The sequence below is a fragment of the Psychromonas sp. 14N.309.X.WAT.B.A12 genome (assembly GCF_030397575.1).
Taxonomy (GTDB): domain Bacteria; phylum Pseudomonadota; class Gammaproteobacteria; order Enterobacterales; family Psychromonadaceae; genus Psychromonas.
Genome location: NZ_JAPNXS010000015.1, coordinates 41,102 through 63,243 on the forward strand (window position 1 = coordinate 41,102; position 22,142 = coordinate 63,243).

Below are 22,142 nucleotides of genomic sequence, written 5' to 3' on the forward strand. Positions count from 1 at the left end.
TTTTTAGTTTTGGTGAATTAACACACCTTCTTGCCATTGACGAGGTAGTTTGCGTGCAGATTTTTCCCATGCAGCAAAGTCTTTGATTGGATGAACTGATTTGTACTGCTCATTTGGAATCAATTTCGCTTGGATTTCATCAGGTAATGTCACGCTAGTACGAATTGGACGAGCATAACCATCGGCTAAGTTAATTTGACCAGCATCACTGAAGATATGTTCACGCGCTAATTTTGCAGCATTCGGGTTTTTAGCCCATTTATTGATAATAGTTGTGTAACCAGAGATAACTGAACCGTCTTGTGGAATGCTTACTGTAAAGCGAGAGCGGTCAATTTGGTCACGGTAGTTAAGTGCATTAAAGTCCCATAAAATAGCCACTTCAATTTCACCTTTTTCCAAGTTGGCAACACTTGGGTTGGTATATGATAAACGCCCTTGTTTTGCTAGCTTGCCAAAGAATTCAATAGCAGGATCTAAGTTTCCTTCATCACCACCATTTGCGATCGCAGCGGCTAACACTGCATTATTGGCTTGTGAAGCGACCCCGACATCACCGACAGTCACTTTATAAGAACCCGTTAATAAATCCGCCCATGTTTTGGGAGCATCTTTTACTAAGTTGTTATTAGAGATAAATGAGATAGTGCCAGTATAAGCTAATGCCCAATGGCCATCTTCATCTTTTGCCCAATTTGGTACATCATCCCATGTGCTTGGTTTATATGGCTGAGTCACCCCTTTTTTCACTGCAACACGTGCAAATGCAAAACCAACATCACCGATATCAGCAGTTGCATTAGATTTTTCTGCATCGAATTTAGCAATTTCTTGTGCGGAGCTCATATCAGTATCTTGATGTTCGATACCATATTGTGTTTTTAAATCTGCCCAAGTGTCTTTCCAGTTTGCCCAGCTATCAGGCATACCGACGCTGTAAACTTGACCTTCCTTTTGAGCGGCTGCCACGAGAGAATCGATGTTAGCTGATTCAGCGGCATAAAGTGATTGTGATAAAGATAGTGCGATTAGTGTTGTTGTAACTTTAAATGTATTCATTTTACTTCCATCCTCTGGACTAGTTCAGTGAGTTCATTTTTCATACTACAAGAGAAACATTACATTTTTTTTACAGTAAGTTAAAACTTTTTTTGCAATTTATTGTGAACTATTTTTGAAATTCATCCTTTAAACACCAAGTTTACTAATATTAATGTATAGTAAACAAAAAAATAGCAAAACAAACTGGACTAGTTCAATTATGAAAAAAAACGCTGACAATCCTAAAATGAAAGATGTTTTACGTGAACAAATTTTTGGTCGAGCGTTATTACCCCTGCAAAAATTACCTTCGGAACGCGAGTTAAGCGAACTATTTTCTACTACGCGGATCAGCGTTAAAGATGCATTAGGCGCATTAGAAACCGAAGGGCTTATTTATCGAGAAGATCGGAGAGGTTGGTTTGTTTCACCACCGCGTATTCGTTACAACCCATTATCACGCTGCCACTTTAATCAAATGATCAATGAACAAGATCGTATTGCTGAAACACAATTAATTAATATCAGCACTATTATGGCACCTAGTGATTACGCCAAAGTATTAGAATTAAAGGAATTAACTGAAATTCATGTGATAGAACGGTTACGTTATATCGATGGCAGAGTAGTGTTGTTTGTTGAGAACTGCTTAATTAGCCATTTTTTCCCTGGAATCATTGAAGAAAACCTGACTCAATCATTAACCCAGTTATATCAAGATAAATACCAATTCACTACCAGTCGTTCACGTTTTGATGTTATTCCCGCGGCTGCGCCTGCCCATGTAGCAAAAGCTTTAAATATTAGCGCAGGGCAACAAGTGCTAAAAATATGCCGAGTAAATTATAATCAACAGGGGAAAATCATCGACTGTGAGTTTGAATATTGGCGCCCCGATGCAGTAATGATCAGCATCGACAGCATAGAGCATAGTTAAGCTCTGTTAACACAGTTCTAGAAAGGGAGTGTCAACAATAGAAAAAGCGATTAAAACTTGACGATCTGCTTACCTGTAAAGCGGCCATTAAGCTGACGATGTAAGGCTTCTGTTACTGATCTTTGATCAAATTCAACCTCAGAAATGTGCGGTAATTGAATCTTATTTTCTGCTAAATTTTCTAATAACAACTTACATAGAAAGCTCATCTTTTGTTGTGCGCATAGACTTTTAGCTAACCATGCTCCACCTAGTGAGACAATGCTAATAGTAGGGGCTTTTAAGAACATTAATCCATGGTCAAGCACTGGTAATGGCTTCAAACAGGCAATACGTCCACAAAACCGCATCAATTCAATATTACGATTTGTCGCGTCACCACCTACGGAATCCAATACCGCATCAAACCCTATTGGCCCAAGTTCTTTACAGATTTTTTCACGCAGTTTTTTATCTTGATAATCAAATACAAAGTCAGCGCCCAATTGCTTAACCAGCTTATGATTACATTTAGAAGCAGTTGTAAAAACATCTGCACCGCGTTGTTTAGCAAACTGAATGGCGAACTGGCCAATAGCGCCAGCCCCTGCTTCAATTAAGATGTTTTCACCTTCTTTTAAATGTAATTTATCTAAACAGATCAAAGCTAACATACCAGCACAAGGTAAGGTCGCTGCCTGCTGTGCTGAAATATTATCTGGCACAACTGAGACCGCATAGTTAGGCACTTTAGCATATTCACTTAATACACCTTGTTGTGCAATATTGGCATGCCACATCACTCGCTCACCGACATTTGGATATATTCCTTTTGCCGCTTTCACTACCACACCAACCGCATCCAGCCCCAAAATATGTGGGTATTGCCATGGTGCAAAACCTTGTTTAGCAAACATCCCATCTATTTGATTTAGACCTACGTATTCGATTTTTACTAAGATCTCGTCAGGTTCACATTGCGGAACGGGGAAGTTCATTTCTGATAACGTAAATAGATCACTTGCCTCATTTATCGCTAGAGCCTGCATTGTATTAGGAATAGTTTGTTGCGTTGATGTGTCGAAATTAGGCATGTCTACCTCTAAGTATGACAACCATGTCTATGTGAATAATAAGAATATTGTACAGCTATTTTGATTGAATTCTCCCTCTGTGACGTTAGCAAGTTCACAGAAGGAGATATCAAGATAAGGAGTAGATTATTTATCTAGGGACTCAACTTGCTTTACAGAGCCATTAGCCTCTTTTTTGGTTTTACTGACTAGCATATAAAACACTGGTGTTAGTAACAAACCAAATACGGTTACCCCAATCATCCCAGAGAATACTGCATTCCCCATAGCGTGGCGCATTTCAGACCCCGCACCAGTCGCTAATACCAATGGGACAACCCCAGCGGTAAAGGCGATTGACGTCATCAATATCGGACGTAAACGCATGCGACAAGCTGCTAAAATCGCTTCGATATGAGATAACCCATTATCATTTTGATCTTTTGCAAACTCGACCATTAGGATGGCATTTTTAGACGCTAATGCCACTAAAACAATCAAGGCGATTTGGGTGAAAATATTATTGTCTGAACCCACTAACCACACACCTAACAAGGCAGAAAAAATAGTCATAGGCACAATCAATATAATCGCTAATGGTAAACGTAAGCTTTCATATTGCGCAGCTAACACCATGAAGACCAATAAGACCACCAGCGGGAATACATAGACCATGGTATTACCAGCAAGTACTTGCTGATAAGTTACTTCAGTCCATTCATATTCAATGCCTTTTGGTAACGTATCTGCTAATACTTTCTCAATGGCAGCTTGCGCTTGGTCAGAACTATAACCTGGTGCAGGACTACCATTTAGCTCAGCACTTGGGTAACCGTTGTAATGCATGACGCGGTCAGGCCCAATACTCGGCACAACAGTTAACACAGAGCCCAGTGGCACCATTTGTCCTGTATTATTGCGTACTTGCAGGTTAAGAATCTGTTCAGGATCTTGACGATATTGAGCATCAGCCTGCGCATTCACTTGATAAGTTCGGCCAAATAGATTGAAGTCATTCACATACACAGAGCCTAAGTAGATCTGTAATGCGTTAAACACTTCATCCAGTGGTATTCCTTGTATTAGTGCTTGCTCACGGTCAACGTTAATATCCATCTGTGGTACTTGAATACGGAAACTTGAGTAAAGCCCAACTAATGCAGGGTTTTTACGTGCTTCAGCAATCACCGCTTGTAAACTACCAAACAACGCATCAAAGCCTCGATTTGATCTATCTTCAATTTGTAGTTTAAAGCCGCCAGTTGTGCCTAAACCTTGAATTGGTGGAGGTGGGAAGACCCCTACAAAGGCTTCATCAATAGAGGCAAAACGTTGATTTAATTGTGCCGCGATTGCCATTGCTGATTCACTTGGATCAGTACGTTTATCAAAGCCTTCCAGCGTTGTAAATACAATCCCGCTATTTGGACTGTTGGTAAAACCATTTACTGATAGACCAGGGAAAGCAACGGTATGTGCAACACCCGGCACTTCTAAGGCGATTTTTTGCATTTCCGATAATACATCTTGTGTACGATCTAAGCTCGCCGCATCTGGTAATTGGGCAATCGCAACTAAATATTGTTTGTCTTGCTGTGGGATAAATCCACCCGGCACTACATCAAATAATTTAACAGTGCCCCCAACTAACGCGACATAAGCAACCATAACAATCACACTTAAACGGATCAGTTTTTTGACTATTTTTTCGTAACCAGTTGCGCCTTTATCAAAAATTCGATTAAACGGTTTAAACAGAAAACGTCCAAATAATTTATTTAACACACGAGTAAACCAGTCTGGCTTGCTATCGTGTGATTTCAGTAATAGTGCCGATAATGCTGGCGATAACGTTAATGAGTTAAAGGCTGAAATGATTGTTGAAATAGTGATCGTTAAAGCGAACTGTTTATAGAATTGTCCTGATAAACCGCTGATAAAAGCAGTTGGAATAAATACGGCAGACAATACTAAAGCAATCGCAATAATCGGCCCTGTTACTTCACTCATAGCAACACGGGTTGCTTCAAGTGGAGATAAGCCTTTCTCGATATTTCTCTCTACATTCTCAACGACAACAATCGCATCATCGACAACAATACCAATGGCCAGTACAAGACCAAATAATGACAAGGTGTTAATCGACACGCCTAACCACTGCATAACAGCAAAGGTACCAATTAAAGAAATAGGTACAGCGATTAATGGAATGATAGATGCACGCCATGTTTGTAGAAACACAATAACGACTAATACAACAAGTACAATCGCTTCTAATAACGTACTAATAACTGCATCAATAGAGCCACGTACAAACACAGTTGGATCGTATACGATGTCGTATTCAACACCATTTGGAAAATCTTCAGACAAACGAGCCATGGTTTCACGTACTTGGTTCGATAACTCAATGGCATTTGAACCTGGACGTTGAAATACTGGCATTGCGAGTGCTGGTTGGTTGTCTAACTCTGCTCGTAAAGAGTAGCTATCTTGGCCTAATTCAACACGAGCAACATCTGATAAGCGTGTTAACTGACCTTCTTCACCAACTTTAATAACCACTTCACGAAATTCATCAATATTATTTAAACGCCCTTTCACATTTAATAATATTTGGAACTGGCTATCTGTAGGGACTGGTTGCGCGCCTAAGCTACCTGCGGCAACCTGTTGATTCTGTGCACTTAATGCATTAACTACATCACTTGCAGTTAAGCTTCTTGCTGCTAATGCATCTGGATTCAACCACACACGCATAGCATATTGACCACCACCAAATAAACGCACGTCACCTACCCCCGGTAAACGTGCAATTTCATCTTTAATATTAAGGTCAGCATAGTTCGATAAGTATGCGGTATCTAATGTATTTTCTGGTGAATAAAGGTGCACAACCATTGTCAAATCTGGAGAAGATTTTTCAGCAACAACACCTAAACGTTGAACTTCTTCAGGTAAACGTGGCAAAGCACTATTCACACGGTTTTGAACTTGTACTTGTGCACGGTCTAAATCTGTACCCAAAGCAAAGGTCACTGTTAGTGTCATTGCACCATCACTGGTTGCCTGTGAGAACATGTACAACATATTCTCTGTACCATTGATTTCTTGCTCTAATGGCGTTGCCACGGTTTCAGCGATAACAGTAGGGTTTGCACCAGGATAACTTGCAGATACAACAACCGTTGGTGGTACAACTTCAGGATACTCACTCACTGGTAATTGGAATAATGAAATCCCACCAGCAATTAAAATAACTAGCGATAACATCGCCGCAAAGATAGGGCGCTGAATAAAGAAATGAGAAAACTTCATTACAGTTCCTTAGTACTTGCGGTCAAATGCTTAGTTGATGCAGACAGAGTAAAAGTCACATCCTTAGTATCGATGTTAACTAGGTTAGGATCAATTGGCATACCTGGCCCCACACGTGCAGGACCGTTAACAGCAATTTTATCCGTTGCCGTAAGGCCTGATGTGATCACGCGTAAATGGCCATAACGATCCCCCACTTCTACTAGTTTATATTGCAGTACGTTATCTTCACCTACCGTTAATACAAAACGGTTATTCAAATCAGTGCCAATCGCTCTATCTGGAATAACAATTTGGTCGGTAATATTGTTTGCAGCTAATCTGATACGTGCAAATGACCCCGCACGTAAACTATCATCTTGTGCTTCAAATACAGCACGTACACGCAATGTACCCGTGGCTGCATTAATGCGGTTATCGATAAAATTGATATAACCAGAATATGGGAAGTCTTCTTGTCCAACTTTTTGCATCACTACTTTTTGTTGGCTTGCCGCAGTCACATCATTAAATGAACGATTCCAAGTACGCTCATCCACATCAAAGTAACCATACATGCTTTTATTAGAAACGATTGATGTTAAAACCGTTTGCCCAGCAAGAATATTATTACCTTTAGTCACGTTGGTACGTGAAATAATACCGTCGATAGGAGAACGAATAGTGGCAAAGTCTAAATCAAGCTGAGCAGCAACTAATTGTGCTTTTAATGCAGCCAGTTGCGCCTCCCCTTGTGTTAAAGCAGATGCTCTTGATTCTGCTAATTCAGTGGAAATAGCTTTCTTTTCAATCAAACGTGATGCACGTTTTGCTTCACTACGCACTTGTTGTAATGATGCTTCAGAACTCTGTACTTGTGCTTTTAAACCTGCAACCACTGCTGCAAATGGTCGAGCATCGATTTTAAACAACAGATCCCCTTGCTCAACATGGTCACCTTCATGAAAAGAAACTTGCTCTATCACACCAGATACACGTGGCATTAAAGAGACCTGTTCAGGTGCTTCTAAACGTGTCGTATAGGTGTGCCATTTTTGAACTGGTTTAACTAAGACTTCAGCTACATCAATTGGTTGTAAAGGTTGTTTAGTTGCGGCTTGACTAGGTGCTTCACCACAGCCAATGAGTGTAAGAGTTGTAACAGCGATCATTGCTGTAATGAAATATTTGCGCATAACGATGCTCCTTTTCTGATGGACGCATAATACGGAATAAATTAGTGCACAAAAAGCATCGTTTTTTAAATTCATTAGTGCCAAAATGACAACAATAAACATGTAGGAGTTCAAAATGGATATTACCAGTCGCCTTTTAATTTTTCTCGAAGTAGTAGAACAAGGATCGTTTGCCAAAGCAGCGGAAATCAGAAACATAGACCGCTCCGTAATATCCAAACAGATCAGTCGTTTAGAGGATGAATTAGGAGTACGTTTATTAAATCGTTCAACCCGCTCTTTCTCGCTGACTGCAGCTGGAGCTGAAATGACCAAAAAAGCAGTAGAAATACGTGAACTATTAGGTGAAACACTACGTCTAGCTGAAAACTTTCACCAAGAGCCACGAGGCATCTTAAAAATTACTAGCTCATCTATTATTGGCAGACGTTATTTACAACCTGTTATTAATGACTTTCAAAAACGCTTTCCACAGGTTGAAGTTGAATTACGTTTAGACGATCGCGTAGTGGATATTATTGCAGAAGGCTTTGATTTGGCCTTTCGTATCGGTAAACCTAAAGACTCTTCGCTAATTTCTCGTCCATTAGCACGTAATCGTTTACTTATTCTAGCTGCACCGGAGTTTATTCAGCATTATGGTAAACCAGAAAAAATTGAAGATTTGTTACCTTTACCCGCGGCCAGCTTTGCGAATGCAACCATTCGTGTCAGAGATATTAAATATATTGATAAAGATGGACTTTCTAAGGAACAAAAAATTAACAGTATTTTTCGTAGTAACGATCCTGAAACACTGTTGATGAAAGTATTATCGGGTAGTGCTTATTCAGTTACCCCTGCCTTTATGATCAATAATGAAATTAAGGATGGCTTACTAGTGCCGTTATTACCTGATTTAATATTAGAAAACTATCACCCAATGTATGCTGTTTATCCCCATCGTGATTTACCCGTAAGAACACGTTTATTCTTTGATGCCGTTCGTGAACACATTGGTAAAGAAGTACCAATTTGGGAACAATCTATTCCAAATTTTGAACAGTTATATCAACAGTAACTCACTTTTAACAACAATATCATTCCTAGGAATATGCATGATATTGTTGTCTTCATTTATATAAAAAACAATAATTTATATTGAACTTTTTTCATTTCAATTAAACCTGATAACTATTACATCTGACCCTGTAAATAGTTCATACCTAACCGCTTCAACAGTCCCTATGAAAAACAAAAAGCCTTTAAAAACAAATAGATAAAAAACTGGCACAGTATTCGCTATATTATCAATACACATCAATTAAAGGAGACAAAATATGAAGCGCATGACAACTATTGCACTTTCGACTGTACTACTTACTTCATCAACACTTGCATTAGCAGGCCAACAAGATTGGAAAGATGAATCACTTGATGCATGGATAGATGGTAAAGCTGAAACCACTTTACTACTTAATACCAATCTCAACTCTTTTGATATAGATACCGAAGTAGAAGGCGGTGTAGTGACATTAACAGGTGATGTTAATAGCGGCATTGAAAAAGCGTTAGCTGGCGAATTAGTAACTGGATTAGAAGGTGTTAAAAGTGTTGATAATAACTTAACCATTTTAAATGAAGATGCTGATGCAGATATCGATGATAAAGCACTATCAGCATTAACTGATACCAAAATCACTACTGTCGTGAAAACACGCTTATTAATGGCTGATGATATCAGTGCCATGGATATTGAAGTAACAACAACTGACAATGTGGTGTTGTTAGCAGGTAATGTAAAAACAGATGCAGAGCATGATTTAGCAATGAACCTAGCTCGTAATACCGACGACGTAACATCAGTTATCGATAAACTTGAAGTCACTCAGTAGACTCATATTTCTTAACCATTTATTAACTTTCCATTAACCATAAGTTAACCAACAACCTTATATAACTAGGAGCTACAACATGATTCGCTGGGTATTTATATTCCTAATAATCGCTTTAATCTCAGCTGTACTGGGTTTTGGCGGTATTGCAGGTGCAGCTGCGAGTATTGCTAAAATTATATTTTATCTATTCGCAATACTGTTTGTTGTATCAGTCGTTTTTAACTTAATTAGTCCGAAGAAATAGGAGACACAATGAATAATTCAAACACATATAGATCATTCGCCGCAATCGGTGCCGCATTCATGCTATTGAGTGCATGTAGTGAAGGGCCTGCTGAAAAAACAGGTGAAAAAGTAGATGATGCTGTAACAGATGTACAAAATAGTATTGAAGATACATGTGAAGATGTAAAAGATTCACTGAATACAGAAGATAAAGATTGTTAATAACTGTTACTCATTAGTGGCGTACTAACGTACGCCTACTTTTTACATTGAGCCCACTATTCCCATTCATATACACACAAGGAATAAACAATGAGTAATATTTTTGAAGAACTACGCGAAAGCCACGAAAAACAACGCCTATTAATGGATGCATTAACTAGCACAAAAGGTGACTCTGCAACTCGTCAAATTTTTTATGCAGATTTAAAAGAAGAATTACAGCAACATGCTATTGCTGAAGAGCGTTATTTTTATGCCCCTTTAATTCAAAAAGATAAAACCGTTGAGTTATCTCGACATGGCATTGCCGAACATCATTCCATCGATAAAATTATTGAGCGATTGGACAATACAGAGTTTAATTCACCAGCTTGGTTAACCATTATGCAATCGTTACAACATAAAGTACTGCATCATTTAGAAGAAGAAGAACATCGTTTTTTCCAAATGGCAGGTAAGGTCTTTACTGAAGATCAAAAACTCAATTTAGCGGCCCAATACCACAAAGAGATGGTTAGCTAGTCATCCTTTTATGGTCACAATTTTCATTATCTAACCTATGATAATTAATATCTATAACCTAGATATCAGTGAGGGAGCCCATGTTTATTACTAAATATTATTTACTCGGCGTTTTACTAAGCGCAGCACTAGCCTGGTTTACACCTTGGTTAGTATTGAAATTATTATTTACATGGGTAGCCCTATCTTTAGCCATTGTTAGCTTCGCATATCTTTTTAATATCCCTTCTGTTTTTAGAAAAAATAGTGATGGAAAAATTGTCTACTGGATACAATGGGCCTTTATCCCTTTTATGTTGGGAATTCGAGGTTATAACGCTTGGGCAAGAAAATATGACTCAGTCCCTGCCATCCAAAAAATAAGTGATGACCTATATCTTTCAAGACGCTTGCTTCCCTCTGATCTCGATTATTTAAAATCCCAGAATATTGATTGTATTTTAGATTTAACGGCTGAATTCGCTGGACTTGAAAGCGCTATGACGGATAAACATTTTCAATATTTAACACTGCCTGTTTTAGACCATAAAGCACCATCATTAAACAAATTACGACATGCACTTTGTTGGATTGATGCACAGCGTTCACAGTCACGATCCGTTGTGATCCACTGCGCATTAGGCCGCGGCCGCTCAGTATTTGTGATGGCAGCTTACCTATTAAGTCAAGACCCAGAGTTAACTGTCGACCAGGCTTTAGCGGATATTCACTCTATTCGTTCATCGGCTAATTTAAATAAACGGCAATACAAAGTACTCACCTCGATACATCAAAAACAAAAGCTACTGTTACCAACACCGACTTGGATGATAGTTAACCCGGTATCTGGATCTAGAAAATGGCAACAACATCAACAACAGTTGATCAGAGAACTCACCAAAAAATACTGTTTAAATATTATAGAAACCAGCCGACAAACAACGGCGACAGCCTTAGCAAAACAAGCCGTCAAAGAAAATGCTAAACAGATCATTGTTTGTGGTGGAGATGGCACAGTAACAGAGGTTGCTGAGCAAATTATAGAGACAGATATTGTATTAGGTATTGTACCTTTTGGTACTGCTAATGCGCTATGCCATGTACTGTACGGGCTTGAAGCTAAATTTTCTCCCGTCGAAAGTGCCTGTAAGGCAATTTTATCAGATCAAGTTCGTACGATTGATACAGCACGTTGTAATGATAAATTGATGTTGTTAGTAATGGGCATAGGTTTCGAGCAGCAGATGATTGAATCGGCGAATCGTGAAAATAAAAACCAATATGGTCAAATGGCTTATTTAAGCGGATTTTTTAATGCTATTGCCTCTGATAACCCGCAAAAATTAACGATTAAAATAGATGACCAACCATTAACAGAGGTAGATGTACAAAGTTTAGTTGTTGCTAACATCGCCCCGTTCAGTACGGTATTAGCACATGGTGGCGATGTACCTGAACCAGATGATGGCAAATTACATGTCACTTATTTGGATTATAGAAATAGTATTTCGGAAAGAGTACTGGCGTTATCTGACTTAGCATTTTCAAGTTTAGGCATGCAAGATAAGTCTACTGAATTTGAATATCGCTCAGGTAACCATATCGATATTTTTGCTAAACATGAAATAAACTACGTTGTAGATGGTGAACAATATTCTGCTTCACATATTTCTTTCAGTATTTTACCTTCATCTTTAAAAGTAAAAGCCGTCGTAAAATCTTAATCCCCCACATTTTCCCTTTTTATTGAGCAGGTTATTTATACCTGCTCTACTTTTTCGAGCTCTCTTCAAACATTAACGCCTTTATTTAACTAATACAATGACACAACTTTCACGCCTCTGTGAAAAATGAAATCATTATAAAATTTGACAAATTTACTTTGCATCGCGATGATAAGAATCCCCTATCAAGAGTTGATTCGTTATCGTGAGATCAAATTAATGAATAAATTAAGCTTATTACTAAGCGTACAGAACGAATCATTACGCCAATCTATATTAAATAATAACGAATTAAATCAATTCGATGTTATCAAATTGCCAACACACCAGGATTGGATATCACAACTAAAAAAAACCTGCCCTGCTGTTGCTGTGATAGGCGTTAATGAATTTAGTGAAGCCGATTACCAAGCTTTATCTGAGCTTGAAATACTAAATGAAATGGATCTTATCCTAATAAGTTCTGGCTTACCCAATATAAACCTAGATAAATTAATGCAATTGGGGGCTATTTTTCATTACCGTATGCCCTTAGATCTAGATATATTGTCAGAAACATTACAAGATGTAAGACAATCACATCTGTTAAAAAGCCCGGTGGGACAAAAAGTAGCCACTAGCGATTTAGACCAGTTTGGCCAATTAATTGGCTCCTCTAGTCCAATGCACAAGCTTTATCGTATTATTAGACGTGTTGCCAAAACCGAGGCGTCCGTTTTAATCATTGGTGAAAGTGGCTCAGGTAAAGAATTAGTCGCACAAACTATTCACCAAGCGAGTGAGCGAAGTAATCAACCTTTTGTTGCTATTAACTGTGGAGCTATTAGCCCCGACCTTATTGATAGTGAATTATTTGGTCATGATAAAGGTGCTTTTACAGGTGCTGATAAGCCGCACCAAGGTGTATTTAAACAAGCACAAGGTGGTACTTTATTTCTTGATGAAGTCACTGAAATGCCTATTGAGCATCAAGTTAAATTATTACGTGTATTGGAAACAGGTGAATACCGTCGTGTTGGTGGACAAACCGCTCATTTATCTGATGTACGAATTATTGCAGCGACAAACCGCGATCCGCAAACAGCGATTGAAGAACATACATTACGTGAAGATCTATATTTTCGCCTTGCACACTTTCCAATTACAGTACCTCCTTTAAAAGATCGAGGTTCGGATATTGTTGGCTTAGCAAAACACTTTATTGCTCATCAAAATGCGCAAGAAACAAAAGCAAAAACCATTTTAGATTCTGCCATAGAAAAAATTGCGAATTATGATTGGCCTGGTAATGTTCGAGAATTAAAACATACCATTGAAAGAGCTTTTATTCTCGCCGATGAAGTGATTAAAGCGGAGCATATTATTTCAGAAACGCCTTCTTTAGAAACGCAAAATGCCGTTGAAAGATTGGTTCCAATTGGAATTCCTTTAACTGAAATAGAAAAAACGGCAATAGTAAATACATTGAATAACAATGCAGGCAATAAAACTAAAACAGCTCAAGATTTAGGGATCAGTGTTAAGACCTTATATAATAAGCTAGATAAATATGAAGTTCCTTAAGCTCTTGGTTATGTAATAACAGTAAAATGTTAAAACATAACCTTTAATAGCTCTTATAATTTGAATCTGCAGTATAAAAAGATTGAGAGATAATATTTAAGCATATTATCTCTCTTTTAAAATAAGATGAATGCGGCCAAATATGTCCAACCTTTCTAATACTGTACTAACACAAACCAATAACGGAACCCCAATTAGCATCCCCATACTACCCCATAACCATCCCCATAAAATCAGCCACATAAAAATAATTAATGGATTAAGATTAAAGCTTTTACCTAATAAAGTAGGAGTCACAAACTGACTTTCTAGCATATTAATAAACAGATATATTGAAATAACGATAAAGGCATAGCTCATGGAGTCAAACTGAACATAAGTCACAACGGCAAAACAGATCATCGAAATCAGCGGCCCTAAATAAGGGGCAAAATTCATAATGCCGGCTAAAGCTCCCCATAAAAATGGGTCATCCACGCCTAGTATTGAAAATACAATACCAACCACCACACCTAATAATATGTTGATGAGTGTGACGGTCCCTATATACCGAGATAAATCATGCTGAATAGTTCTAACTAGCTCAACAGTTTTGCGTTTATTCTCAAAACTATCAAATTGCATTAATAAACCAGTAAACAACGATCGGCCATAACTCAGCATGAAATAAGCCATGAACAAAGCCATCATAAATTGAGTAAGCATAGTGGGTGTTGCCATGGCAATACTTTTCACTAAAGACACCATGGTATCACTTTTAAATTCACCAACATTACTGTCATTCACAATGGCCTGATTAGCCGCACTATTAAAGCTGGTATTATTGGCTGCAGTACTGATCTCTTGAGAAACATCTTTTACCAAAGTCGGTAGTTTAACCCACCATTCTTGTGCGGGTCCGCTCAATAGACTTAACCCACCAAATATTAGCCCCACAATCACAAAAATAACCGCCAATACACCAATTAATCTTGGTAAACCAATTTTAACTAAGTAATTAACTACTGGGCTACACAATAAAGCGATAAAAGTACTCGCGATAATCGGCAACAGAATAGATTTAGCAAAATAGATACTAACCATCAGCACGATGAAAAATATAAAACCAAACCCCATTGAGTATAATTTACTTAAGTCTGCGCTTTCATTAACGTAAATAGGCTGTTCAGTAGTATTAGGGGTGGCTTCTGTGGATGTTTTTTCTATTCCATCGTTCAAGGTTTTAACTCCATTGAGAGTACTGGCAGACAAAAAAGACCTGTATTTACATTGCTTTTCTATTGAATTTTTTACTGATTATTGCGTTTAATATAGTTAAAGCCTAATGAGGCAAGTGGATAAAAGGTTTTTATTTTTCGTCTATATTTGCTTAAGATAAAACCAGTCAATACACCACCGATAGTCACGACTAGTGGGTGTTTTTGGGTATGTTTATTTACGTCATTTAAAAGTAGCTTTAAGGATAAATCAACCTGTCTTATATTATCCTTACCCTCTAATCTTTTTAATTTAATCGAGTGATTTAGACGCTTTAGAGACGACATCTACCCCCTCCTTTATTTGTGCAATTGTTTCTTTAAATCCAATCATTTTCATTAAACGTTTTTGCCAATAAGCTAATGCACCAAGTACGGCGATCATTGATAATAAAAATGTACCTACTCCAATCAATAGCTGGCCTGTTAAACTATAAAAAACGATACCAACAGCAATACATGTACTAAAAACAAACAGGATTAATAAAGGAATAAATAGGACTTGGCAGAGCAAGAACTGCTTACTAGCATTAACGCTACGTAGCAGCTCCATAAAGAACACTTGTATCGTCGATTCAGACCATTTACCAAGTGTATCTATTGTGTCTGATAACTTATTAAATAAACTACTTACTTCGTCGATTTTTTGATTAATTTTTTCAGTATCTAATAAGTTATCTGGCTTAGCATCATCAGAGATCTTATTTTCATCGCAAACTGGTTCGGTGTTGTTTGTCATAAAATCTCCGATTATTAAATTACTTAATTAATTTAGATATAGCCCAACCTGCTAAGAATGCGCAACCAACACTTAACAGCGGACGCTCTTTAATAACGTTTTCAACCTGAGCTGTTGTCGTTTTAATTTTTTCTGAACCTTCCGCTAATGATTCTTGTGCTTTATTTTTTAAAGAGTGAACAGCTTCAGTCGCAGCTTCTTCAGCTGAATGATAAGCATCTTCTACTTTGTTTTGAGTCTCTTGAGTTTTTGCTTTGGTAGTTGTAGTAGCCATTTTTCAATCTCCTTAATAATAGAGTATGTCGCTTTCTATCATGTTAAAAATAATAGAGGGTTTATATTCCCCTATTCTCGATTGTTCAATATAACTATTGCGAAAGTCATGCCAACTAATCAATAAAAATATAAGATATTGATTTTAAGACATATTAATTGTTTTGGCTCATGTAATTATAGTTAATGAGTAATGTAGTTTTTACAGTAACCTGAAATAACCCTGTAAAATTTACTCATCTAAAAAGTGAATAATGGCCATAGTGAAAAAAGCTTAAAAAGATGAAGCGAACGTCATATCACGTAACACTTCACCAAACTTATTGATGTGGAGGTAGTTACTCTGCAGGCTTCAAGAAATAAAGCTCAGCTAAACCATTATGAATAGCTGCTAATTCAACTTGAATGTTATCAATATAGTCATGTAGATAACCTTTTTCCAACTCACGTACGTCTTCGCTTTTTAACTCATCAATCGCATGGTCGATGGATTGATTAATCTCCGATGCATTCGGTAAAGGTTGGATTAATACTTTTAACTCTTGTAAACAGAACAATATCGAGCGAGGGAACACCTCACTGTGCATGATAAATTCAATAACATCAGAACGCTGTACTCGCACGCTCATCTCTTGACGGTACATCTGATAAGCGCTAAGTGAGCGTAATAGGCTTATCCATTGTATATTCTCGTAAGGTTTTGCTTCTGTACTAGTAATTAAGGTTTCAGAGCGAATATCTAAAATACGTGATGTCATATCAGCACGTTCAATCATCAATCCAATACGGATAAAAGTATACCCAAGGTCATGATTGATAGTGGCATCTAAAGTACCAAAAATTTGATGGGCAGCATCAATAATGGTTTTTAAATAAGTAAATCGACCTCGTTTGCTTAACCCCTCATTTTGATTATCCTTTACGTAATAATAGAGAGAATTTATCTCTTCCCATACATCTCTTGGAATAACATCTCGAATAGTACGTGCGCTCTCACGAGCTGATATAATCGAATTTAAGATAGAGGAGAAATTATCCTTACCTACCAATAGATAACGTAACGCTTTTTGCTCAGAGAAGTCTGTATGCGTCTCTAAGTAAGCTTTTCGTGCTCCAATGATATCTACTAAAGGCTCCCAGCCTGTACTCACCCCTTTTGGTAAATCCATCATCAACATATTATTAACATTGATTAAGCGAGCGACATTTTCTGCGCGTTCAATATAGCGAGATACCCAATATAAAGTTTCACCGACTCTTGATAACATATTATTTAGCCTCCTCGTCTACAATCCAAGTATCCTTACTACCACCACCTTGTGATGAATTTACCACCAATGAGCCTTTAGTCATTGCAACGCGTGTTAAACCACCTGTTGTAATTTGAGTATCTTTGCCAGAAGACAAAATAAAGGGTCTTAAATCAGCATGACGACCGTCAGGAGTTATGCCATCTAAAGTAGGGACAGTGGATAAATCTAAGGTTGGTTGAGCGACCCAGTTACGAGGATCCGCTTTAATTTGCGCAATGGTTTCTTGTTGCTCTTTTTTAGTTGACTTAGGGCCAATCAGTAAGCCATAACCACCCGACTCATTAGCCGGTTTAATCACTAATTTATCGATGTTCTTAATCACATGCTCACACTCTTTAGGATCAAGACATTTAAAGGTAGGAACATTGGCTATTTTTGCATCTTCACCTAAATAATATTTAATGATTTCAGGTACGTAGGCATACACGACTTTATCATCTGCTACACCTGCTCCCGGCGCATTTACTAGAGCAACATTTCCCTTGGACCATGCTCTCATTAAACCAGGAACACCTAATTGAGAATCAGGCAAAAATGCTTCAGGATCTAAAAAGAGATCATCAATACGGCGATAAATAACATCTACACGTTGTAATCCAGTAATTGTTCGCATGTAAACACAATCATCTTTTTCAACCACTAGGTCGCGACCTTCTACTAACTCACACCCCATCTCTTGCGCCAAGTAACAATGCTCAAAATACGCTGAATTAAATACGCCTGGAGTTAACACCACCACTTCAGGTTTATCATCTGGGCGAGGTGACATTGCAGCTAACATATCAAATAGTTGGGAGGGGTAATCATCGACGGGTAAAATAGGGACTTGTTCAAATAGTTCGGGGAAGACACGTTTCATTACTGAGCGGTTTTCAAGCATATAGGAGACACCTGAAGGAACCCGTAAATTATCCTCTAGGACATACATAGTCCCTTTGCCATCCCGCACTAAGTCAGAACCGCAAATATGTGCCCATATTTTGTTAGGGGGCGTAATACCCACACATTGCTGACGAAAGTTAACAGACTTTTCTAATAAACCTTTGGGAAAAACACCGTCTTTTATTATTTTTTGGTCATGGTATAAATCATCAATAAATAGGTTTAACGCTTCAACACGTTGTTTTAAGCCAACTTCTATACCCTGCCACTCTTTTTTACCGATAGTACGAGGAATAATATCAAAGGGCCAAGCCCTGTCGATCATATTACCTTCGTTATAAACAGTGAAAGTAATACCCATCTCTTTAATAGCTAAATCAGCGACAGCTCGGGCTTTTTTTAATTCATCACCAGACAGTTTTGAAAAGAACTCTGCCAGTTGTTTTCCATGTGTTCTAACATTCCCTTTGGCGTCAATTAATTCATCAAAAAAACCATTCGTTTGATACGCTTTCCAATCAATTTCCATACACTTTCGCCTTTTCATTAACTCATGTTTAATAATGACGTTGTCTAATTACCCTAATCGAATCATATCCACCGCAACATCTAATGCCTGAGAGCCTCCACCAAATACCACGCCCTTTAAAGGAGTAACATCTGAGAAATCTCGTCCAACAGCTAAGGTAATATGCTGATCTCTAGGTAACACATCATTTGTAGGATCAAAATCCAACCAACCATAGCCAGGAACAAAAATGGCAAACCAAGCATGTGTTGCATCGGCTCCCTCTAATTTCTCTTCACCTTCTGGTGGCAGTGTTTCTATATAACCACTTACATATCTTCCCGCTAATCCAATGCTACGTAAGCAAGCTAGCGCAAAGTGTGCAAAATCTTGGCAAACGCCCCTTTTTTGTGCAAAAACAACACTTAAAGGCGTACTAATCGTAGTAAAACCAGGGTCATACTGAAACTCATGAAAAATTCGTGCCATTAAATCTTTACATGCTTCTATCAGGCTTGCCTTTTCGGTAAAAGAGACTAGAGCATAGTCACGAATACCCTTTTCTAATTGGGTAAGTTGCGAAGGTAAAATAAATTCAGATACTTTTAATAACTCGCTTGTATTAGGCGTTGCAAGTATATCTCTGGCTTTTACCCAAGGCATATCGATACGCTTAAGGTCAATATTTTCTGGTACCAATAACTCCACTTCACTAACCATAGTGACAGCTAATACTTTATGTTGAGTAGTAATTTCAAACACAGTGACTCTATTATTAAAATAGTCCGTATACTCTTTTAAATAACTACTTGGAGGATCTATTTGTATATGACTGCTATGACATATCTGCGCTCGATTTGTTTTCGGCGTTAAACGCGCTTGGTTTTGACATAAGCTTACAAAATCAGCGTATTGATAGGTGGTGGTGTGTTTTATTTTATATTTCACGATTGAGCTTGCTCAATGTTAGTCCAATTTAATTTATTGGCAGTTTGTGTATGAGAAAAGTATTGTAATAGTAATACATCACAAAAGGTATTTAAGTTGCTACGAATGTGATGATTGAACTCTATTAATTGTTCACGCTTGCCTTCCGTACTCACTTGTAAATAATCTTTTTCGGTGACGTAACAGGTGGTTTTTGACAATACAATTGCTTTTTCATGAGCCGCAATCACACCCGGTCGCCTTTTTGTCGGCAAATGCTTACAAAGCGTATTAATCTGTTCTAATTGAAATAACAGCGAGCGCGGGTATTCTGCATCTAATAATAAGAGTTCAAGTCCTGTGCCAATACTTTGATGCATACGATAACGACGCTTGTGGGTCACTAAGCTGACCTGACACGTTAACACCGATTCCAGTAAAGCAATTTCAACTGGTTCTTCTAGCTCTTCGGTTAATAGGGCTGCGCTTAATGAGGTAATTTGCAAACTACGCTCAATACGGCGCCCAATCTCTAATAAAAACCAGCCGTTACTATTTGGCATACAGTCCGCAATCGAGCCATTGAAAGCCATTATTGAACCAATCACTTTATCTAAACTGGTTTGTAGGCTACGTGAGCTTGTATTAATGTTAACTGACGACAGAGCTTTTACCTGTTCATTGATTTCATCAATAATACGGCGACTGTCATAGGACAATAGCTCTTGAATTTGTACTGCTGCATTCGCTAAATACTTAAGAGTATTAACAATACTTCCTGCACATTGCTCACCAGCTAATAATTGAAAGGCCATGGTTTTAGCACTTTCGCTATTTAATGTTTGCAATACAGGCTCTTGCTCAATATAAGGATAAACAATATGTTGGGAGTGTATTGCACTGAACAATCGAGTAACCATGGAATGCCGCATTGCGTCTGGATAGATAGCTAACTCAGTATAACGATCGATAAAAATACGTAATACTCGAACAGTACTTTCAGCTCTTTCTAAATAGCGACCCAACCAAAATAGATGTTCTGCAGTACGGCTTGATATCACGCCTTCTAATAGGGTCACATCCATGCGTTTTCGAACGGGTATAGAAGCAATTGGGTCAGCAACTGTATTCTCATCATTGGCATTAATCCAAGTATCTTTGATCCATCCAGATAGGCTTGGGTAATGGCTAACTTCATTAGAAAAACATAGTGCAGAAGGTAATACTTCCACCCCATGCTCGGTATTTAAAGCATAACAACGGAATACCACAGGTTTAGCAATCAGTTGTCCGCCACTCCAAAAAGGCGCACTACTAAACGTGGGTTTATCTTGGAAATAATAGTTTTCAGGTTGTGTGTTAATCAGTTTTTTAATTTGCTCTATGTTGGCGGCACCGTCTAATTTAAACGTGCTATCTTGATAACTTAATAACTCTAACCCTCTCCACTCAACTTCTTCAACTTGATCCACTGCATAATAACTGGCTTGACCGAGCAACAAAGGCTTCGCTAATAATTTTTCAGATAAAACGGCTAGATTAGCTTGTACTGCAGGAGATGATAGGATGCCACTACCAAACGGATTTAATACTTTGACAGACCCTTCTCGCACTGCTTGTAATAAGCCAGGAATACCATGTAATGAGTATTCTGTTTGTTCTAGGGAATCAATACTATGATCAGGCAACCAACGTAAAATCACATTAATTTTCCCTAACCCTTGTAATGACTTTAAACACACCTCTGCGTTTCTCACGGTTAAGTCTGCACTTTGTACTAAGGTGTAACCAAAATAAGTGGATAAGAAGGCGTGTTCATTGTAATTAGGATCATCGATACCTTGCGTCAAGATAACTATTCTAGGATCGTCCATATAACGAGTGTATTCATTAATCGTATCTTGGAATGCTGCTAAAAATTGTTTTATCTGCTGAACATTACATTCAGCAAACTCTTCAGCCATCACTCGACGGGCAATGACTCGGCTTTTTAATAACAAACCTAAGCCTAATGGACACTGACAATGGTCAGCTAAAACTTTAAAACCACCGCTTGGCGTACGATAAACATCAATTGCGGTAAAAAATAACTTTAATTCATTGCCGGGAAGGCTGAAACCTTCACGCAAATACCGTTTATCTTGAAACAAATATTTGGCTTCAAGCGAACCATCCATTAATAGTTTTTGCTCACCATAAATATCTTGTTGAATTTTATTTAACAGCGTCACTCTTTGTTTAATACCAGCTTCTAGTGACTGCCAATCTTGCTTGGAAAACATAAAAGGTAAAGGATCAAAGTGCCATTGATGATTGCTTTCATGTTTAATATTGCCATTTTGTAATAACTGACTGATTTCAATGGCACGTCCAGTGACCTCTTCCGCACTTAAGCTAGATAGACGATTGAATAATGTATCCCAATGTTTAGGTAGTAAACCACTATGGTTAACAAGCTCATCATGATCATGTGATTTATTTAGATAGAGGGACAACCATTCTGGCAATTCCGGCATACTGCTGTTATTAATGTACATGCTGAAAATGCTCCATTTTTAAGACATCATTAGTTAGTAATGATCTATTCAGGCAAGAAAAAAGGCATTCCA

Annotated in this window: 20 protein-coding genes; 8 read left to right on the forward strand and 12 right to left on the reverse strand. The window is 38.0% G+C overall.

Annotation, left to right across the window (positions count from 1 at the left end; all coding sequences use genetic code 11):
• Positions 1 to 3: 3 nt before the first annotated feature.
• Positions 4 to 1,059 (reverse strand): ABC transporter substrate-binding protein, encoded by a 1,056-nt coding sequence (locus tag OW492_RS15945; protein WP_290041418.1) that lies wholly within the window; start codon positions 1,057 to 1,059, stop codon positions 4 to 6.
• Positions 1,060 to 1,261: 202 nt separating this feature from the next.
• Between OW492_RS15945 and OW492_RS15950 the strand changes: the two genes are divergently transcribed.
• A complete protein-coding gene (locus OW492_RS15950) occupies positions 1,262 to 1,978 on the forward strand; it encodes a UTRA domain-containing protein (protein ID WP_290041419.1) in 717 nt (238 codons plus the stop codon).
• Positions 1,979 to 2,028: 50 nt separating this feature from the next.
• Here the strand turns inward: OW492_RS15950 and OW492_RS15955 are convergent, their stop codons facing one another.
• The 3 genes from OW492_RS15955 to OW492_RS15965 all read right to left on the reverse strand — a co-directional run bounded on the left by OW492_RS15955 (position 2,029) and on the right by OW492_RS15965 (position 7,523).
• On the reverse strand, positions 2,029 to 3,051 hold the full coding sequence (locus tag OW492_RS15955; protein WP_290041420.1) for a zinc-binding dehydrogenase: 1,023 nt from the start codon (positions 3,049 to 3,051) through the stop codon (positions 2,029 to 2,031).
• Between the two features lie 126 nt (positions 3,052 to 3,177).
• On the reverse strand, positions 3,178 to 6,348 hold the full coding sequence (locus OW492_RS15960) for a multidrug efflux RND transporter permease subunit (RefSeq protein WP_290041421.1): 3,171 nt from the start codon (positions 6,346 to 6,348) through the stop codon (positions 3,178 to 3,180).
• Entirely contained in the window at positions 6,348 to 7,523 is a 1,176-nt protein-coding gene (locus tag OW492_RS15965) for an efflux RND transporter periplasmic adaptor subunit (protein ID WP_290041422.1), read from the reverse strand. The genes OW492_RS15960 and OW492_RS15965 overlap by 1 nt, the downstream gene beginning before the upstream one ends.
• Before the next feature lie 115 nt (positions 7,524 to 7,638).
• Between OW492_RS15965 and OW492_RS15970 the strand changes: the two genes are divergently transcribed.
• The 7 genes from OW492_RS15970 (at position 7,639) to OW492_RS16000 (ending at position 13,635) form a co-directional block, all read left to right on the forward strand.
• A complete protein-coding gene (locus OW492_RS15970) occupies positions 7,639 to 8,583 on the forward strand; it encodes a LysR family transcriptional regulator (protein ID WP_290041424.1) in 945 nt (314 codons plus the stop codon).
• 259 nt (positions 8,584 to 8,842) lie between these two features.
• A complete protein-coding gene (locus OW492_RS15975; RefSeq protein WP_290041425.1) occupies positions 8,843 to 9,397 on the forward strand; it encodes a BON domain-containing protein in 555 nt (184 codons plus the stop codon).
• A 79-nt stretch (positions 9,398 to 9,476) separates the two neighbouring features.
• Positions 9,477 to 9,644 (forward strand): DUF1328 family protein, encoded by a 168-nt coding sequence (locus tag OW492_RS15980; RefSeq protein ID WP_290041428.1) that lies wholly within the window; start codon positions 9,477 to 9,479, stop codon positions 9,642 to 9,644.
• A gap of 8 nt (positions 9,645 to 9,652) precedes the next feature.
• On the forward strand, positions 9,653 to 9,847 hold the full coding sequence (locus tag OW492_RS15985) for a hypothetical protein (protein ID WP_290041429.1): 195 nt from the start codon (positions 9,653 to 9,655) through the stop codon (positions 9,845 to 9,847).
• Positions 9,848 to 9,937: 90 nt separating this feature from the next.
• Positions 9,938 to 10,369: a hemerythrin domain-containing protein gene (locus tag OW492_RS15990; RefSeq protein ID WP_290041430.1), complete on the forward strand. Its 432-nt coding sequence runs from the start codon at positions 9,938 to 9,940 to the stop codon at positions 10,367 to 10,369.
• 80 nt (positions 10,370 to 10,449) lie between these two features.
• A complete protein-coding gene (locus OW492_RS15995; protein ID WP_290041432.1) occupies positions 10,450 to 12,072 on the forward strand; it encodes a diacylglycerol kinase family protein in 1,623 nt (540 codons plus the stop codon).
• A 219-nt stretch (positions 12,073 to 12,291) separates the two neighbouring features.
• Positions 12,292 to 13,635, forward strand: coding sequence for a sigma-54 dependent transcriptional regulator (locus OW492_RS16000; RefSeq protein ID WP_290041434.1), 1,344 nt, complete (start codon positions 12,292 to 12,294; stop codon positions 13,633 to 13,635).
• Positions 13,636 to 13,740: 105 nt separating this feature from the next.
• Here the strand turns inward: OW492_RS16000 and OW492_RS16005 are convergent, their stop codons facing one another.
• The 8 genes from OW492_RS16005 to OW492_RS16040 all read right to left on the reverse strand — a co-directional run bounded on the left by OW492_RS16005 (position 13,741) and on the right by OW492_RS16040 (position 22,070).
• Positions 13,741 to 14,853 (reverse strand): AI-2E family transporter, encoded by a 1,113-nt coding sequence (locus tag OW492_RS16005; protein ID WP_290041436.1) that lies wholly within the window; start codon positions 14,851 to 14,853, stop codon positions 13,741 to 13,743.
• A 71-nt stretch (positions 14,854 to 14,924) separates the two neighbouring features.
• Complete coding sequence (locus tag OW492_RS16010) at positions 14,925 to 15,179, reverse strand: hypothetical protein (protein ID WP_290041437.1); 255 nt, start codon at positions 15,177 to 15,179, stop codon at positions 14,925 to 14,927.
• Complete coding sequence (locus OW492_RS16015) at positions 15,145 to 15,630, reverse strand: hypothetical protein (RefSeq protein WP_290041439.1); 486 nt, start codon at positions 15,628 to 15,630, stop codon at positions 15,145 to 15,147. Before OW492_RS16015 ends, OW492_RS16010 begins: the two co-directional genes overlap by 35 nt.
• A 19-nt stretch (positions 15,631 to 15,649) precedes the next feature.
• A complete protein-coding gene (locus OW492_RS16020) occupies positions 15,650 to 15,904 on the reverse strand; it encodes a hypothetical protein (protein WP_290041441.1) in 255 nt (84 codons plus the stop codon).
• Between the two features lie 337 nt (positions 15,905 to 16,241).
• On the reverse strand, positions 16,242 to 17,171 hold the full coding sequence (locus tag OW492_RS16025) for an alpha-E domain-containing protein (protein WP_290041442.1): 930 nt from the start codon (positions 17,169 to 17,171) through the stop codon (positions 16,242 to 16,244).
• 1 nt (position 17,172) lies between these two features.
• Positions 17,173 to 18,627, reverse strand: coding sequence for a circularly permuted type 2 ATP-grasp protein (locus OW492_RS16030; RefSeq protein WP_290041443.1), 1,455 nt, complete (start codon positions 18,625 to 18,627; stop codon positions 17,173 to 17,175).
• Positions 18,628 to 18,675: 48 nt separating this feature from the next.
• Positions 18,676 to 19,554 carry a transglutaminase family protein gene (locus OW492_RS16035; protein ID WP_290041444.1) on the reverse strand — a complete coding sequence of 293 codons (879 nt, stop codon included), beginning with the start codon at positions 19,552 to 19,554 and terminating at the stop codon, positions 18,676 to 18,678.
• A complete protein-coding gene (locus tag OW492_RS16040; protein ID WP_290041445.1) occupies positions 19,551 to 22,070 on the reverse strand; it encodes a circularly permuted type 2 ATP-grasp protein in 2,520 nt (839 codons plus the stop codon). Before OW492_RS16040 ends, OW492_RS16035 begins: the two co-directional genes overlap by 4 nt.
• Between the last annotated feature and the right edge of the window lie 72 nt (positions 22,071 to 22,142).